This window comes from Synechococcus sp. MU1648 (assembly GCF_023630615.1).
In the GTDB taxonomy this organism is placed as follows: domain Bacteria; phylum Cyanobacteriota; class Cyanobacteriia; order PCC-6307; family Cyanobiaceae; genus Parasynechococcus.
In genome coordinates this window covers 26508-42410 of sequence record NZ_JAKUHI010000016.1, presented here as the reverse complement: position 1 = coordinate 42410, position 15903 = coordinate 26508, and the positions used below count along the sequence as shown (strand labels likewise).

Sequence of the window (15903 nt, the reverse complement as noted above, 5' to 3'; positions counted from 1 at the left end):
CGCCATGGTGTTATCGGAGTTTCCCCTCCATCCAATGGTCCCTGCATGACTATTGGGCGCTGAGTGTCAGCGTTTAATCCGTCGCCGACACAGCAAGCAACGGCCTGACTCCTTGCAACGAAGGCGGGGAGTCAGATCAGCGCATCTCTCAAAAACAAGCCTGCTGATCAGAAGCCCCGTCAGTAATGGCGGGGGTTTTGTTTGCTTGATCGATCACGGCTCAACCTCGGCACCCCAAGCAGGGTCATTGGCTGACCAGCCCAATGCAGAAGCTCTTTCCAGCGTTGTTCTGCAGCATCGCGGAATAAGAGACAAGTCCCTCACCTTCAACCAAGTCGGTGCCTAGAGCTTGCAGCGCTTCTTCAGGTGCTGCCCCTGCTATTGATCTCAGCCATCGAGCCCACAACATCTACCGCTGTTCACCAAAACACTGAACGAGCTTCGGGAGCAGTGCGCGCTGGAGGGGCTGGAGGCTTAACCCTGTTGTCTGTCCGCAGGGGTGCAAACAGCAGCATATTTCCGCCAACCAGCCCCGCAGTCACAACGATTGCGGCAAGCACTTCCAAAGATTCGCTCGGTTCGTTTTGCATGGCTCGTCCATGCAATCTGTCGAACTGAACCTCAAGTGGTTGTCAGTTTTTCAACAACCCAGCCACTCATTAATCAGCTTCCTCGCTTCATCCCGCTTCTGGAGCCCAGCCCATTTCTTTCTGCCAGGTGGGCGCCCAGAGCTTGCACCGCTTCTTTAGATGCTGTCCCTGCTGGAGCTGCTTCTGCCTGAGGTTGCAGCCCACCATCGTGTGGCAGTGCTGATCGACGCCATAGGTGAAGTGCTGGAAAGTCATGCAGACCACACCGCCTTTCCAGTTCTGCAGATCTCGCTCATCAACGAAGTCCCACTCCTCCATCACGACCCTGGCCAGCACAGATGCACTAGCCAGGGTGGCGATGGGCGATCAAGTGGCGGAACCAGCTGCTCGCAGGCAGCCAGGCACGCCACCTCAACATTCGATGGGCCAGGCCATCAAGGCAATGCGCCTTAATGCCGATGACTTTGTGCCCTTAAGGCACAAAACTGAGTGCATCGAAATCGGAGGAACCCATGACGGCCGAAACTCCACCCCAGCAGATTTAAGAAGCAGACTGACTTTCTGGCCCCTGCTCCAACAGTCTCAAAAATGACCTGGGTTGGTCGTTTGGTTAGGTACACATCAGATACGTCACGCCAATCGACGCTCCACTTGCATCGTCTCAGGTGCCCTCGGAGAAAACGACCCAACACCTAGAGCAAATGGCCCCAGGGCGCCTCTAGCCAGAAGCTTCGACCCTCTCTCTCTTCAGCAGTGATGGGTTGAACCATGCACAAACGAGCGAGCTAGGCCGTCTCTCCACCGGGAGGGGCGGCCTTCCTCTTTGGGCATCAGATCTTGCGCCTGATGACAGGCCGAACAGCAGAGGAAAGTAACAAGCAATACATAATTTGAGAGTATCTGTAACCGCACGAACACGTTCCATCGGTTACAAAAAGAGGGCCATTGGCTCTTCTGTCATGTTCGAAAAGCTTGTTGTTATTCAGCTTGGCGCTCTCCTCTTCGCCAACACTCATGATCACGACACGGAGTGGGTGAAGTGGGGAGGGATCGTCGTTTCTATTGCAACGATCGTTGTGGGCGTAGCGACTTAAGGCCGATCGGCCTAATGGTCGACTAACCCTGCATAAGCGAGCTAGGCAGTCTTTCCACCGGGAAGGGCGGCCTTCCTCTTTGAAAAGGCTAGAAATTGTTCCCCTAAGCAGCCTTGCTGTTTTTGCAGGGACGTTCACCTCGCCTCAACTTGAGCCACATCGCTTTCTCCAGAGCCGTGAGCTTTGGAGACGTTTCATGCAAAGCAGCTTGAGCACGTGCCCTGGCCGCAATGATGAAGCGGGCTGTCTTGTCTACCCCGTCGAATGCCATGTCCATAAAGAGGAAGACAGTCGAAAAGTAGAGACCCGAAATGAGCGCGCATCGAATGACAGTGAGCCCTCACTTGAGCGAGTGATCATTGGCTCGAATATCTACAACCCCAAGAAGCTCGCTCCCACCGACCGGCATATTCCAGTCAGTGCCCCGGGATTTAGGCAACGAGAAAAATCGCATAATCCTTGCCAGAACTGACGACAGAGGAGCAATCACTAGTCTTCCGGCATGGCCGCATTGCTTCTAGCCACCGATTAGGAACTGGCGCTTTCGCTACCGCCTTCAAGCGATTTCTCCAGCTGATCAACATCCTTCTGCAGTTCCTCGACCCGCTGCTGCAGTTCTTGCTCACGGGCGTGCTCGGCCTCATCCATCTGCTGGCGGCCGCCGTTGAACGGGCCATGGCGATCCGAAACACCACGAGCTTCGATCAGCTCTTGCTGGACGGCGAAGGCTCAACGCTGCATGACCTCATCGCGGATCCGCAAAACACCAACAACCTGGATCAGCTGGATTGGGATCTAGCCGCCGAAGCCATCGAAGCAGCCTTACCCGAAGACGACGAACGCACCGAATGGTTCAAACGCAATCAGCTGCAGGGCGAAACCCTCAAAGCGATGGCGGAAGCCAGCAGTCCGATGGAAAGTCGACCGAGCATCGGACAGGTGCGATTGCGCGAATGATGGCGCGGTTTGTATCGGTCGTCACACAATGACTTCAATCAACGCACCGGCGGCCTGCACCGACGCCATCCTGTTTTCAGCATCTTTTCCCACGCCTCGATGGCGTTGTGCCTGGTGATTACAGGACCGATCGTGATTCAGCCTCGCTTGCTGTTCCTATTGGATATCGAACGCCGCAATAGACAGGCCAAGGCATTAAATGGCTTGTGCTTGCCGTCAAAGATGAGTGCGCCGATTGGTTGAGAATGTGCGATGTGGATTTCCATGATTTCTCCAATGACTGAGTAGGTCTAGCGAACCGTTTTGAGCAGTTGGTGCGTCACCTGACACCATTCATCTCACTGGTGGTGAACACAGCCGCCAACCTGTTTTGAGCATCTTGTCCCACGCCTCGATGGCGTTATGCCGAAGCATCCTTCTGCGGGTTTGCGGCACCGGTGGGCGTGGTGGAACCCAGCGATAGGTGCGCACCGCAACCCACTTCGCATGGACCGTTGCTGAGTCAGCTTTGAACTGACAAAGCAGCTGTTGTTCAGGACTCACCAGCCAACCCTCACCGCCAGGCTTTTCCTGCGGGGGGTTGGTAGAGCGATCCTTGTTCGCCATGGGGTGGAGTCTGGCCAGCACCCTCGCCAAACTGAAGCGTTGCCAGCGAACGCCCATGCCGATCCCCTGGGGTGATCACCTCGATCTGGCCCGATGTGTGGCCCTGATCGGGGAGGAAGACCTGGGGGAGGCCACCACAATGCTGGGCCGATGCCTGATTCACCTGCAGCGGGACCTGCTGCTCGAGACCTGGCACGTGCGCACAGAAGAACCGCCCATGGCCCGGCCACGCGCACAAATCTGCGCACATCTACCGGCAGATCAGTTGCAATAACTGAAAAAAGAGGCCGCTATGCCAGCAGCCTCGACCGGCAATCCAGAGACCAGTAAGCACCAGTCAAAATTAGAGATGAATGGGGGTGAGCCAGGCACCAGCCGAGCGAGACGGTCAAGGTCTGGTGACCACCACGGCCCGTCGGCAGAAGAAACCGGCCCGAACCGATGTGGAGGGGATCCTCGGTCAGGGCGAACCGTCCAAGTTGACTAGCCGTAGGGTCCAAAGCGCGTCGCACAGGCGGCACCACACTGCGCACCCAAAGCGATGGCCTTCGCCAAGGACCATCGCGCGGCAAGGCCGGTGACCACCCCCGCCGCAAAGCTGTCTCCGCAGCCATAGCTCTCCACCACTGGCCCTGGGAGTGGCGCTGGGTCATAGCGCCCGCCAGGACGACTGAGGCCCCCTGCGGCACCCTCCGTGCGAATCAACGTGTGGGGAGCTGGGTTCAACTGCTCCGGCTCCACCCGCTCACCCGGATCAAGCCCACTGCCAATCAGGGCGTCGAGGGACACCTTGGCCTGTTGAAGCACAGGCAAACGAACCCGCGGAGTCGCGGCAAGGACTGCAGCAGAGCGGCAGGCTTTCAACAGAGGGGCGTCAGCTGCCGTGACGAAGAGGCCGTCGCACTCGCCCAGGGTCTCCCAGGGCAGGTCATCGTCGAGTGATGGGGTCAGCCGCTCGCCGATCACGGTGATCGCCCGGTCCCCCTCACCATCGACCAAGCTCAGGCCCCGCCGGGTTGGTGCCTCCCTCCAGGCGACATGCACCTCAAGGCCCAAATGTTCGAGCCGCTTAACGCAGGCTTCGCCGACCGAATCACGGCCTAGGGCCGTAAAGAACTGGACGGGCTGCTGCTGCAACCGTGCCATCTGCACAGCAACGACAGCACCACCGCCGGCGGGTTCCTGCAGGGTCCGCAGGGCGTGACCAATGGCCCCGGGTCGGGGCAATTGATCCACCGCCAGAAATTCCACCCACTCGACATGGCCGACGACGGCCAAGCGCAAGGGCGGCAGGGCTGAGGCGGAAGACAACGGCAGTCCCAGACGGCTGGACCCCCATCCTCTCTGGTGATGCAGCCCGAATCACCAGAGAGGATGGGGTGAGGGATGGGTCGTGCTGCCCTCTTGCGCGTCAGATATCAGCCAATAGGCAGGTTGATCTGCACATGGACCGGGTGTGATGAACCGGCTTTTATGTGCCTATCGAACTTTCTCTTACTGGTGCTTGGATGCTCCGATGGGGCAATGTGACACAGCCATTTGCCGCATGATTGCTGCTATTGCGGTCTGATTGTTGAATGCGCGATAGACAGAGAGCTGTTTGCTCAATTCGTGGCATGTCTTCTGTTGGGAGTCCATGAGTAAATCCTTGGCACAGAAATCATGGCCTCAGTAAGCATGGGGTAAATGTGCCAAATGCCACAAAATGAAATTGACGTGCGTCGAAGGCTTCAATGACCAGACTAAGCATTAATGCTCCTAAAAGTTTTGTGTGATCAATGATGCAGAACCACCGCAATCAGCCTATTAAGGTTTAGCTGGCAAGCGAGATGGCTATGGGATTTACTATTCCAACGTTCTCAATCGGAGTCGTTTTATATATCTTCTTTCACTTTTTACTGGGTGGTGTATTCAGCTAGTTCACGCAGCCTGGCTTGATTAATCAGACCTTGAGCGCTGCCACGAGGTCTGCCGTCGCGTTGGCTTTGGCAACCGATTGGCGCAAAGAAGAGCGACCGCCCAATCAACCCCAGGAGATTGGGCGGTTCACCCCCTCTCGTCGGGCGTGGAACAAGCCGGCTTTCAGGATTTCGCTTCCTGACGATTCAATGCTGGTCAAAAAAGAACGCACCTGTGCTCTATGTGCGGCATCCGCATGGCATCATCAGCCTTGGTTCTGAGGGGTGTTCCCGTAGAAGATTCCAGCGACAACCAATATCAAGCCAGCGAGGGGCAAAACGAACGGAACCATTCCCTAGGGATTCAAGAGGATTCAAGAGGAACACGCTGTGAGCGGATCGCCCTGGCAAATATCACTTTTAAAAGTGCATGGCCCGGAGTCTGGCTGAATCAGTCAGTCGCTTACTGCAACAGGACGAAACCACATCACTGAGCGATAAGTAATGCGGTTCCGCCACCGGTAGCCCTGCATTCATAACCACCGGCTCTTCATTCTTATCCCTGGCAATTGCCGGAATTACGCGTCACTTACTACAGAACGCAACCTTTTAAATAGACCTTCTCCAAGCCCTAACCAAAAGCAGGGGCATAGAGGTATGGGGTGGAGAATTGACGACCCTGCTAAGAAGGGTCGTCAACGCTGAGTTTCCCCACTCAGGCTCCACCGAGTCAAAGATGGCTCAAAAGACCTGATAAGTCAGTGCTGTGGCTGAAATCTGAGGAGATATGGCTATCGGCGGGACAGATTGTGTTTTTGGGGGTGATTGTTCCTAGACAATCGTCATCAGGGTCGAATTCGACAGAAGTTGGGCCGCAGAGATGCAAGCCATGGCCGAGCAAAGCCGTTTGCATGCGGACTGCAGCGGCTTTGTACCCACGGGAACGGATCAGCGTCTAGGGCCTTAGGCCGTTGCTTTGACGACGAAAGCCATAACAAGCACTGCAATCGCAACGGTTCCACTGAAGTAAGCAACGTTCGTGTGGAGTCCTTTCATGCAGCCTCTGGGGTTTGCATGAGTCTGCTGTTTTTTTCTCTCGCCGGTGGCTAAGGCTTAATGCCTAAATCCTCCTCAACGAGGAAGGCCGCCCTTCCCGATGGAAAGACGGCCTAGCTCGCTCGTTTGTGCATGTTGAACCCGTGAGTTGTTCAGGGGTTGAGAGGCCAGCCCACCTACGACAGGAATGGGGTGACCTCTCCTATTGCTCGCTTCCGACACCCCCGCTTTCCCAAGACAGGGGCCATGCCGCATGCCATTGCTGGCGAGAGGCGAAGTGTCGGGCTCTTCAAGCGTCTGGGGCCAAGGTTCCAGGTGGTGGACTCTCTGACTCTGGTGAGTGCCCCCCGACGAGACGGTGCCGGGATTTAGGGCAAGCCCATGGATGGTGAGAAAACCTGTGGAGCAGTGGCTTGAAAAGTCAGGCGACTTCTGCGTTTTGCTGCGGTGGAGTGTCGGCCGTCATGGGCTCCTCCGATCTCAATGAACACACTCTCGTCAGCGGTGCAGGGTCTGGCAATCAGCTGTCGTGCTTATTGCCTTCTGAGGCTGATCGAACGATTGTGGGGATGGCGTGCCAAGCCCAGTTTCCGGTCAACACTGACGAGGCAGAGACGTCGTCAGCCTGCAGGCCATGCCACGCATGGACGATGCCACATGTAGAAACACCCCGACAGAGAAGCCGGTCGGCTAGGGATGCCTGGTGAGCCCTGTAGCCATCGTGCTTGCCCAGAAAACCCCTTGGACAAAGACGGGATTTATGACCCCAAACCCTGTGCTGATGATGGTCATGCCGGGAATAACAAATCTTGCTCTAGCTATGGCTATAGCCACTTATTCGCAGCAGCCACCTTGTTGCAAGGGGATCACTGTTACGTCGTTGACGACATTTGAATCAATTAGTACCCGTACTTGAACGCCACCATTGGGCTCTTGGCCTAATTCCACAGCAAGCCCAACGAGTTCTTCACCGTCAGGTCGCGTGTAACTCAACAGCTCAACCCGAGCAGGTTCTTTGGCAATGGACATCAGCATCTCTAAAAGCAGTTCAACGCTGATCTGACTCCCTGCATCGTCAGAAGGGAGTCAGTGGTGTTACCAGCGCCCAATGGCTGTGGATCCATTGGATGGAGGTCTTGGGGACTCCAAATTCACCTTGACGGCGACCATAGGGACAGCACCGTTCAAATGAGTCACTGACAGCGACCAAATGAGCTGCAGGAGAGTTGTGGCGCTCTTCACCACCAATCCAGTGACCATTAAAAAACCCCATCTTTCGACGGGGTGAAGAGTGAATGCAAAGCGTGAACGCAAAACGTGCATTCAACCCATTTCTCTTCCCCACAGGAATCAATGGAGCCCAGCCAACTTGCTTACACCAGTCATACTTTCACCTCACGGAAGTTGGTGGAGTAAGGGAAGCGGTAGCCAAGCTCCATCTCCTCCAGCTGTTCTTCAGCCAGATAAAGGCTGCGGGTGAAGAAGCACAAATTCTCGCTATTACATACCAAAAATTTACCGTCGTCGATTCTTTGAATGGACGAACCTCGTGGGGTCTGAGCAATCAGATCTTCTGAAGCCATTGAACTTGCCAAGAAAGCCCCTTTGTCATGGCTTTAATCATCAAAGCCATGGCGTTACAACGCTCACAGTTCGCCAATTTTCCAGCCTATGGAGACCAGCCCCATAGGTGCGACAAAGAGAATTCAGCGAACTATTGGTAGCAATAGATACTCAAGTTAAGCATTGAGAAGAATTTCTTAGCATCACCAGCAAATAAGCTAAAAACAGTCTCACCGAAAATAGGCAGCATGAAGTGGCTTCTCTCAAAACTAGGGCTGTTAAGACAAGAAAAAAACACCCAAACCTTGAAGAGAGACGTCTCCTTCCTCAAAGCCTCGGCCAAGTCCAATACAATTAGTTGCGAATGGGGCTTGAGAAAGCAGACGCAGCAATTAATAAGTCAGAACCAAGGCACGACGCTAATGATAAGAATCAGAGATGCATCAGGCGATGGAACTATTGCTAACAAATCCATTGAAATTGGACGTCATGCCACGCAAGCCCAGATCGACACCCCTTTTCCAAATGGCCTAATCCTTCTCGAGCTTGGCTACAAAACACCGGAAGGCGACTTCATTACCCTTGAATATAGATTTATAGACCTTGGACCTAAAAAATGCACGACGCCGGAATTAACGAATTGGTTTACGAATGAATCAAAGAATATTCACCAAGAAATGTACGACTTAGCGACCCGAGGAGTGACACTTGGAGGATCCGAGCGAATAAGAGTCGATCAGCAAACCATCAGCCAATAGCCATAACTAAGCGAAACCTCGCCATGACAACCGCCCCATAACAACCGCGTGCACGAGGCTTTGGGAGTCAGTCAGATCCAAACCCTTTCTTGGGGGCTTTGCTGATCTGAGGCCTAGGCTTATTACTTTTTGACATCACAACTGCATCATCCTTGAATATCTTACCTTCAATCCAAACCGTCAACGCATAAACAAGTATAAGCGCTGGAACAAGAATTAGCCATTCGTTCTGAAATTCGTAAGGAATTTGTCTAACACCAAATACAGTTAGATACCCTGTAGCCAGCGTGAGAATGAGGCGTCGAATGGTGCCAGAGTTCAACTGTTTCAAGCCAGATCCTTAATGCTACCAACTAGATCCAACCTCAGCATCTATCTATCTCTGATCTCATATTAATTTCATTTTCCGTGAATCAACTCGCCTAAACCCTGCACATTCCTGGAATGTCATCACTGAAATCAGCTCTGCCCACTTTTAATTGCTTAATCTGCTCCAAAGCAGGCATTACTGCTGCATTCATATGGCTTCAACTTGAAGTCACATTTTGAGCCTTCACTCTTTTCACTTACTGACTTAGAAGCAAATCTTCCCCAAGCAAGTTAATCATTAGGGATTTCCCACTCCATTACTGGGTTGTGCTCAGTAAGCCGCGTCAAAAACTTCTCATTTCTCTTCACGAGATTTTTTCACGGCTAAGCCGGCTTCAACCGCTGTTCCAGCCGCCAGAGCGATTAACCCAACCAGGCCAACCAATTGGTTTTGAATGTCCTGGGCACCCTCTGCTCCTTGCCCAAGCACTGCCCCAAGCACGAACCAGGTCGTGGCCAGAGCAGATGTAATCCAGTAGGCCCTCCAGCGGCGCTGGTACAGGTACCCGGCGCCTAAACCCGGCACCACGTTCAAGGTGACGGCCACCCAGCCTGCTGATGCGGCGAGGATCTCTCTCTTGGTGGGTGCCATATCGACAAATGTTTCTAAACATCATTGCGGACTTCTACACCTGCCGTGCGTCGTGGCGCCCTTAACCGGGAACGCGACCTGCTGCTGGAGATCTGGCGTGTGCGCACGGAAGAGCAACCGATGCATCAGCTATGCGCACAGATCTGCGCACAGACTCCGACAGATCAGCTGCAATAACTAGAGAACAAAGCCGCTACGCCAAAAGCCTTGAACGCTGGCAAACAAAACAAAAACGAATCAACTTGAAACTCAGACAGTGGACTCACAGACAAGACCCAGTCAAAAGACATCCACCTCAATCACCTCAAGAGCTATCAACATCGATCGCTATACAAGGGCTGCCAATCCCACGCCATAAAGAATTCCACTGCACAGCAGACCCAGGAGCCAAGCCACGGATCGAGCGATGGGAACATTGAAGAGATAGGCACTGATGTAAGCAACACGTAGCGCTGGATGCGCCAAAGCCACCGCAACGGTGATGGACGGAAGGGTTTGTCCGTTCAAAACAGCAACAACAGCAAGCAGTGCCGCAGGTGCATGGATCGTGAAGGCTTCAAAACTGTTTTGCTGTGCCCAACTAGCACGCTTTCCCCACGCCGGAAAACGATCAAACATGGAACGAAGAGCCGCCAGATCCTTGATTTCAAGCCTTGCGCTGAATCGAGCGAGGTAGAGGAGGAGGATGCTGATCAGCAGCGTGGCTAACGACAGCACCAACGACCACAGATAATGCGCGGCACTCGCAACAGTCGATTGCGACAAATCTGAAATCAACATTCACAAATCAAGCCTTCTTCAATGCTAAAGACTTTAGGCACAAAAGCAACTTAATTTGATGTCTCACGAAGGCTTGCGATGAACGCCGCCACGCAAATACCCCATATCACTCCTTTAACAATAATCCCATTAATATCTTCAATGGGATGATCTGGCCGAAAAGTCGCCCCACGAAGATATGCTTCTAGGTGCGCAAAGAAGGGCACGAACATTCCTCCTGCCGAATATCCCCAAGCACCAGCCAAATAAATCGTGGACTGTGCAAGCTTGGCAGTGCATGCAGCAGCAGCAAGGATCAGCAAAACTCCCGACCCATAATCCTCAAGCATCGTTGTTGCATTGATCGCAAAATAATCAAGGCCTCGACGTGCTGTTTCTCCAAGAATAAATATTGTTCCCATGGCGTAGGCCATGGCCTGAGTGCCCTTCATACATTCATTTGATTCAAATTTCATTTTGAGGGCTGATGCCGAATTGTGCATGCAGCTCACGTTGTACAGCTGCATTGTTCGAGAACAATCCGATCGTTCCCTGAACTAGAGACCCAAAGTTGTTCATCACCTGAGAGGAAGACTCACTGAAGAGGAATGGATTCAGGAGCTGCTGCGCCAACGCAGCAACCAGTCCTGCCCCAGCGGCTCGCACTGGTGCCATCCCCCCTGAAGCACCTCATCCATGGCGCTGAAGTCCAGCTCCCCCAGAGGAGTGCGGGCTGCTGTGCCCCCCATCAGCTTCGGTGCCACCACCGCCGCAATCTCCTGCACACAGCCCTGTCGGATCGCCGCGGCCGCCAACTCGGGGCCGCATTCCCACAGCACTTGGTTGCAACCGCGCTGCGCCAGCACCTCCATCAGCTGCAACGGATCACAGACCGAAAGCCCAAGCCCCTCTGGGCCGCATGGCAGACGATTGGGATCAGCATCGGGCCCATGGGCCACCAGGGTCGAAGCCACCGCGGTGTTCCAGAGCTGCGCCTGATCCGGTAAGTCCAAACTGCGGCTCAGGACCACCCGCAGCGGTTCCGGTGAACGCCTGCCCCGGCTGGTGAGCAGCGGATCATCGACGCGAACCGTGCCGCCCCCCACGATCACAGCATCCATGCCACTGCGCAGCTGATGCACCCAATCACGCGCCAGTGGGCCGCTGATCCATTGGCTAGCGCCATTGGGCAAGGCGGTGCGGCCATCCAGGCTCATGGCCCACTTCAGAATTCCGAAAGGCCTGCCAGTGCGCACGCGATGCAGGAAAGCCCTGTTCTGCTGCAGGGCCTCGTCGCGCAGCACTCCGCTGATCACCTCCAGGCCAGCCTCACGCAGCTGGCGAATCCCCCCCCCATCCACACGAGGGTCTGGATCCTCAAGAGCAACCACAACACGACGGATACCGGCTTGCACCACCGCCTCACTGCAGGGGGGAGTGCGGCCGTGATGGCAGCAAGGTTCCAAGGTCACCACAAGGGTCCCTCCTCGGGCCGCAGCGCCGGCTTGCAGCAGGGCACCCACCTCGGCATGGGCTTCACCGGCCCGCGCATGAAACCCCTCGCCGACCAGACGCCCATCCCGATCCAGAACCAAAGCCCCCACCAGGGGATTGGGGCTGGTGTGACCTTGGGCAAGGGCAGCCAGGGCCAGCGCCCGCCGCATCCAGATCTCCCACATCAGCTGAGGGGAAGTTCCTGCAGCGAGCGCCATTCACCAACGACGTAGGGAGGTACGGGCAACTCGGTGAAGACTCCCGGCAACGCCAAGCGAAGCGGCCGGTTGTTGCTGAGATCGTTCAGCAAGGGATCGAGGGCAAATTCAGCCGCCGCCTCACGACCATCCGTGGCCAGCACCGGATTGGCCATGGTGATGTCATCCAGCAGCCATTCGCGTCGACCCGCCAGCACCTGAAGACCCACCGGGTGATCCAGACGCAATCTTCCGGGATAGCCCACAACGCGCAAGACAACTGGCTGACCAGGAGGCCCCTCGCGATAGGCCACCGCCTGCCAGCTGTCGTAATCGAGATCCCGCAGGCTCTCCAGAGAGCGCACCATGGCGACGCCGGTCTCACTCTCGTGTTGGTGAACCTGGGCCCAGGCCATCCCTGGCGTGAGCAACAACAGCCCAAGAGCGGCCATCAGACAACACAGGAGACGGCGCATACCGGAAAAATAAGTCAGAGAATTCTCACAACAAATCATCCCAACAGGTGAGTTTGACCAACAATTGACCAATGAAGCTCGACTTCAACTCAGCTCGGGGCCTCGGCGCGACCCTCCGAACACTCGGCTTTGAGATGGATGTGGCTCAATTGAGCCAGGGCGCTCTCGATGGAGTCTTCCACCTGGGTGGTTCGCGGCAGCTGCCGGTCTTGTCGATCCAGACCAATCAAGACCTAGTGCTTCACGGCAACAGGCGCCCGGGGATGTTGCCCATCAGCTTGAACACCACCGATCAGCAGCCGGTGGTTCGTGGCGAGGAAACTTATCCGGGCTCCCTTCATGGTTTTCATGCAGGCCTGACAGACACTTTTTTTCTGCTTCCGTCAGGGGCTCACATCCAGGTGGCGCTCGTCTCGCAGACAAGGCTTGAACAGCTCGCCACCACCACCGGCGACCACCAAGTGATTGAGGTCATCCATGGTTCCAATTCCGCCAACCTCCACCCCCAACGGTTTCAAGAAATCAGCGAGTTAATCCAGGACCAACTGATGGGAGTGGCCCAGGAGGATCTGGTCGAGGTCGCGATGCTTGAAGCCTTGACACCGCATGAGCTGAAGGGAACAGCGAGTGGTGAACTCGGCGTGGGGACCGCCCTAATGAAGGATCTGGTCAGATGGGGGTTCGAGAACAGCCGCCAGGCCATCACGCTTGACGATCTAAGCGCAACGATCTTTGCCTCACGTTCCTCCATCGTTCAGCACTGTCGTCAGACCTTCGGCACCGGTCCCATGGCGCTGCTCAAACAGATCCGGCTCGCTCAGGTGCAACACGCCCTGGGAGAGCCGGACGTGCAACACGCCATCCGCTGTCGAACCGTGCAAGAGGTTGCCTCCCATTACGGCTTTCAAAGTCGCAATCACTTCGCTCGGGATTACCGCAACCAATTCGGAGAATCCCCAAGAGCGACACTTCAACGGGCATCCGATCCGGGGATTGGACTCCAGTCGGTCTCGGTCGCCCAGAGCCCCCAGATGGCCATGGCCCGGAGGTAATGACAGGCCCGGTAGGTGTTCACAGCAGTGATGGCTTCAGGGGTGCGGAACTGCAAGCCGCCGGAATACACCTGCTCGACCACCGCGGAGCAGATGGCTTCCGCCGTCTGCTTCTCGCCCATCAATCGGTAGTAGCTGGCAATCCCGAAGTTGATCCCCGTCCACACCTCCAGGGGGTGGGTGCCATTGGGATCCAACGGAGTGCCATCCCGGCGTAAGCCGTTGGCTACACCAAGGGATCCGCCATCAAAGGCCTCGAAACAAGCCTCTTTGACAGCCTTCAACGTGCTGAGACTGTTGCTGTCACTCACCACCGGCGGAAGACCTAACAAGCGTGCGTAGAAATCTCCGCAAAGCTGATCGGCCATGACCACCGGCGTGCCGCTCTCGGCATCGATGTCGTAGTACTCGCCGTTCCAGAGCAACTTGTCGAAGTTGCCACGGGATTGCTCCAACCAACCGCTGAATTGCTTCTGCTCGGCTGAGGTATCAAGACCTGTCTTGAGCTGCAGAGTCTGGGCAATAGCAAGAGCAGCCTCGAGAGCCGCGATCCAGAGGGCACCGCAATAGGCACTCACCCCCTTCAGAGGCCAGTCATCGAAGGTCTGATCTGGAGCACCGCCGTTGTCGGGCAATCCATCATCGTTGACGTCGAAGGTCTTGAGGTAGCGGAGAGCCTCGACAGCCGCCGGCCAGCAGTCGGCCAAGAAACGAATGTCTTCACCGCTGGGCGCCAGCTTGAACGTGCGCCAAACCTGCAGAACAAAATCACTGCCGAGATCTTTCCAGAGGTTGCAGTCCTGATAAGCGGTGTAGTTGGTTGCATCCCAGGGAATCTCGTTGGGAGCCCCCAGATCATGGGGCGTGGCTCCCTTCACCTTGCGGTCTGCCTCCACCCGGCCTTTGCCCTGGGTGAAATACCAACCGATCGGCCGCTGCGTGGCATCCGCCGCCGGAATCGCCCGGGCAAAACTGCGCAACACGGCCTTGTCGAGCTCGGGCCAGAGCTGCAGCAACGCAAAGGATCCGTAGAGACGAACATCAAGACTCTCGTACCAGGCGTAGTCGAGGCACTCCAAAACGCCGAAGCGGCCGTGGGGATCATCGGGTGAGGCCGCGCTCCAGAGACTGCCGCCACTGCAGAGGTCGTAGAGCTCATTGAACAGAGCCATCCGCAGCGGTTCCGGCAAGTTCTGGCGTTGCAGCACCGGCTGCTGCCAGGCCTCGATCTGCTGGCGCCACGTCTGCCAGTCGCGCAGCGCTTCAGCCGCAATGGCAACCGCCTGGTTGCCATCAGCACCGAAGAAGTCGGTATAGCGGCGCAGAGCTTGGCTGCCGGTTGCAAAAGCCGTCACGGGAAGATCCCAGCTAATCACCACCGGGATCTCGATGCTCTGCCCGGGAGCCAGCTGACACTGCACCGCCAGAGCCGCGCTGAGGGGATCATCGGATCCACTGCGTCGATCGTTGTTGCTCTCGGGGATGGAGCCATCGGCACTGAAGCTGTCCCACAACTCACGGCCATCGCCGCTGGGATTCCATCGGCTACAGCGCTGGACGGTCACACCCGGCTGCTCGGCCGTGGCGATGCACCACTGCCCCTCGCCTTCGGCGACGGGTTTGGAGACGTTGCCCTCCAGCACCACCCCCTTGAGGGAGCCATCCTCAACGCAACGATTGCGCTGACCGTTGGTCATGCCGATGGCCGGGGCGTAATTGTGCTCGGGGCTTCCGTCATCGCGGAAGTGAACCTCGGCCGAGGCATCGGTGTTGGTGAACCAGCCCGTGGTGTTGCGCCAACTCAACAACAACGACAAATCCAGAGGCTGGTCGGTGGGATTGCGCAGCGTCCAGACGAACACCGCGACCGGATAACTGGTGCGCTGATAGTCCCCAGGCAGGATCGGACTGAAGGCCTCACATCGCACCTCGGCGTCATAAACCCCCTCGTAGCTGGTCCAACTCAGCGGGTAACGGGCGGCGTAGGTGCCGGTGCTGCGTTCCGGCGTGCTGGCCGGATACCACTCCCAGGCCTTTAGGGGCTGGCCAGCCTTCGGACGCGACGCATCCTGATGGGGCTGAACCGCCAGGGCATGAGCCCGCTTGCCCCGACCATTCCCCTCAAACAGAGCGAACTGGCAGTCGGGTAATACACCGAACCAGTGCTCACCACCATCGAGGTGCCAGAGGTTGATGTTGCCGTCGGGGGCACGACCGAAGCAGCCCGCCCCGAAGCCCCCAAGCGGCATGCCGTGGTTGGGCCCGTCATCGAGGTTGCTGGCGTAGCGAACTGTGTAGGGCTTATCCCAGCCCAGGCCGAAGGGATGGCTCCAGCAGGCCTCCGGTGGTTGCCAATTGGAGGTTTTGGCGCCGCGGCCCAGCAGGGAGTTCAGAGCGGACCAACCGAACGAAGCCATGCAGGGGCCGAGAGTCGCCCCAGAT

General features: G+C 56.4%; 17 protein-coding genes. 5 read left to right on the top strand and 12 right to left on the bottom strand.

Features of this window, described 5'->3' with window-relative positions:
* Positions 1-677 precede the first annotated feature (677 nt).
* Positions 678-908 (bottom strand): hypothetical protein, encoded by a 231-nt coding sequence (locus NCN06_RS12195; RefSeq protein WP_226397815.1) that lies wholly within the window; start codon positions 906-908, stop codon positions 678-680.
* A 1235-nt stretch (positions 909-2143) separates the two neighbouring features.
* Between NCN06_RS12195 and NCN06_RS12190 the strand changes: the two genes are divergently transcribed.
* On the top strand, positions 2144-2641 hold the full coding sequence (locus tag NCN06_RS12190; RefSeq protein WP_250398980.1) for a hypothetical protein: 498 nt from the start codon (positions 2144-2146) through the stop codon (positions 2639-2641).
* A gap of 38 nt (positions 2642-2679) precedes the next feature.
* On the opposite strand, the gene NCN06_RS12185 is transcribed toward NCN06_RS12190, so the two are convergent.
* Both NCN06_RS12185 and NCN06_RS12180 read right to left on the bottom strand, forming a co-directional pair.
* On the bottom strand, positions 2680-2760 hold the full coding sequence (locus NCN06_RS12185; protein ID WP_226397919.1) for a DUF1651 domain-containing protein: 81 nt from the start codon (positions 2758-2760) through the stop codon (positions 2680-2682).
* 214 nt (positions 2761-2974) lie between these two features.
* Positions 2975-3247: a DUF1651 domain-containing protein gene (locus NCN06_RS12180; protein WP_226397920.1), complete on the bottom strand. Its 273-nt coding sequence runs from the start codon at positions 3245-3247 to the stop codon at positions 2975-2977.
* Positions 3248-3302: 55 nt separating this feature from the next.
* Here NCN06_RS12180 and NCN06_RS12175 point away from each other — a divergent pair, with 55 nt between their 5' ends.
* Positions 3303-3521, top strand: a complete 219-nt coding sequence (locus NCN06_RS12175; RefSeq protein WP_226397817.1) for a hypothetical protein — start codon at positions 3303-3305, stop codon at positions 3519-3521.
* 209 nt (positions 3522-3730) lie between these two features.
* Here the strand turns inward: NCN06_RS12175 and NCN06_RS12170 are convergent, their stop codons facing one another.
* Positions 3731-4564 (bottom strand): PfkB family carbohydrate kinase, encoded by an 834-nt coding sequence (locus NCN06_RS12170; protein ID WP_226397921.1) that lies wholly within the window; start codon positions 4562-4564, stop codon positions 3731-3733.
* Positions 4565-7035: 2471 nt separating this feature from the next.
* Positions 7036-7230, bottom strand: a complete 195-nt coding sequence (locus NCN06_RS12165; RefSeq protein WP_250398979.1) for a hypothetical protein — start codon at positions 7228-7230, stop codon at positions 7036-7038.
* 782 nt (positions 7231-8012) lie between these two features.
* On the opposite strand from NCN06_RS12165, the gene NCN06_RS12160 reads away from it, so the two are divergent.
* Positions 8013-8522, top strand: coding sequence for a hypothetical protein (locus NCN06_RS12160; protein WP_226406499.1), 510 nt, complete (start codon positions 8013-8015; stop codon positions 8520-8522).
* Between the two features lie 67 nt (positions 8523-8589).
* On the opposite strand, the gene NCN06_RS12155 is transcribed toward NCN06_RS12160, so the two are convergent.
* Entirely contained in the window at positions 8590-8853 is a 264-nt protein-coding gene (locus tag NCN06_RS12155; protein ID WP_226397819.1) for a hypothetical protein, read from the bottom strand.
* A gap of 333 nt (positions 8854-9186) precedes the next feature.
* On the bottom strand, positions 9187-9483 hold the full coding sequence (locus NCN06_RS12150; RefSeq protein ID WP_226397820.1) for a DUF8646 family protein: 297 nt from the start codon (positions 9481-9483) through the stop codon (positions 9187-9189).
* Between the two features lie 45 nt (positions 9484-9528).
* Between NCN06_RS12150 and NCN06_RS12810 the strand changes: the two genes are divergently transcribed.
* Positions 9529-9660 (top strand): hypothetical protein, encoded by a 132-nt coding sequence (locus NCN06_RS12810; RefSeq protein WP_255614156.1) that lies wholly within the window; start codon positions 9529-9531, stop codon positions 9658-9660.
* A 150-nt stretch (positions 9661-9810) separates the two neighbouring features.
* On the opposite strand, the gene NCN06_RS12145 is transcribed toward NCN06_RS12810, so the two are convergent.
* From NCN06_RS12145 to NCN06_RS12130, 4 genes are all read right to left on the bottom strand, one after another.
* Positions 9811-10263 carry an MAPEG family protein gene (locus tag NCN06_RS12145; RefSeq protein ID WP_226397821.1) on the bottom strand — a complete coding sequence of 151 codons (453 nt, stop codon included), beginning with the start codon at positions 10261-10263 and terminating at the stop codon, positions 9811-9813.
* A gap of 50 nt (positions 10264-10313) precedes the next feature.
* Positions 10314-10769 carry a hypothetical protein gene (locus NCN06_RS12140; protein ID WP_226397822.1) on the bottom strand — a complete coding sequence of 152 codons (456 nt, stop codon included), beginning with the start codon at positions 10767-10769 and terminating at the stop codon, positions 10314-10316.
* A gap of 87 nt (positions 10770-10856) precedes the next feature.
* Positions 10857-11921: a bifunctional diaminohydroxyphosphoribosylaminopyrimidine deaminase/5-amino-6-(5-phosphoribosylamino)uracil reductase RibD gene (ribD, locus tag NCN06_RS12135; RefSeq protein ID WP_226397823.1), complete on the bottom strand. Its 1065-nt coding sequence runs from the start codon at positions 11919-11921 to the stop codon at positions 10857-10859.
* The gene (locus NCN06_RS12130; protein ID WP_115092858.1) at positions 11921-12409 is read right to left on the bottom strand and encodes a DUF3122 domain-containing protein; all 489 of its coding nucleotides are present in this window, start codon (positions 12407-12409) and stop codon (positions 11921-11923) included. The genes ribD and NCN06_RS12130 overlap by 1 nt, the downstream gene beginning before the upstream one ends.
* Before the next feature lie 71 nt (positions 12410-12480).
* Between NCN06_RS12130 and NCN06_RS12125 the strand changes: the two genes are divergently transcribed.
* Positions 12481-13461 (top strand): helix-turn-helix transcriptional regulator, encoded by a 981-nt coding sequence (locus tag NCN06_RS12125; protein WP_250398978.1) that lies wholly within the window; start codon positions 12481-12483, stop codon positions 13459-13461.
* On the opposite strand, the gene NCN06_RS12120 is transcribed toward NCN06_RS12125, so the two are convergent.
* Positions 13380-15878 carry a GH116 family glycosyl hydrolase gene (locus NCN06_RS12120; RefSeq protein ID WP_226397825.1) on the bottom strand — a complete coding sequence of 833 codons (2499 nt, stop codon included), beginning with the start codon at positions 15876-15878 and terminating at the stop codon, positions 13380-13382. The genes NCN06_RS12125 and NCN06_RS12120 overlap by 82 nt on opposite strands.
* Positions 15879-15903 lie beyond the last annotated feature (25 nt).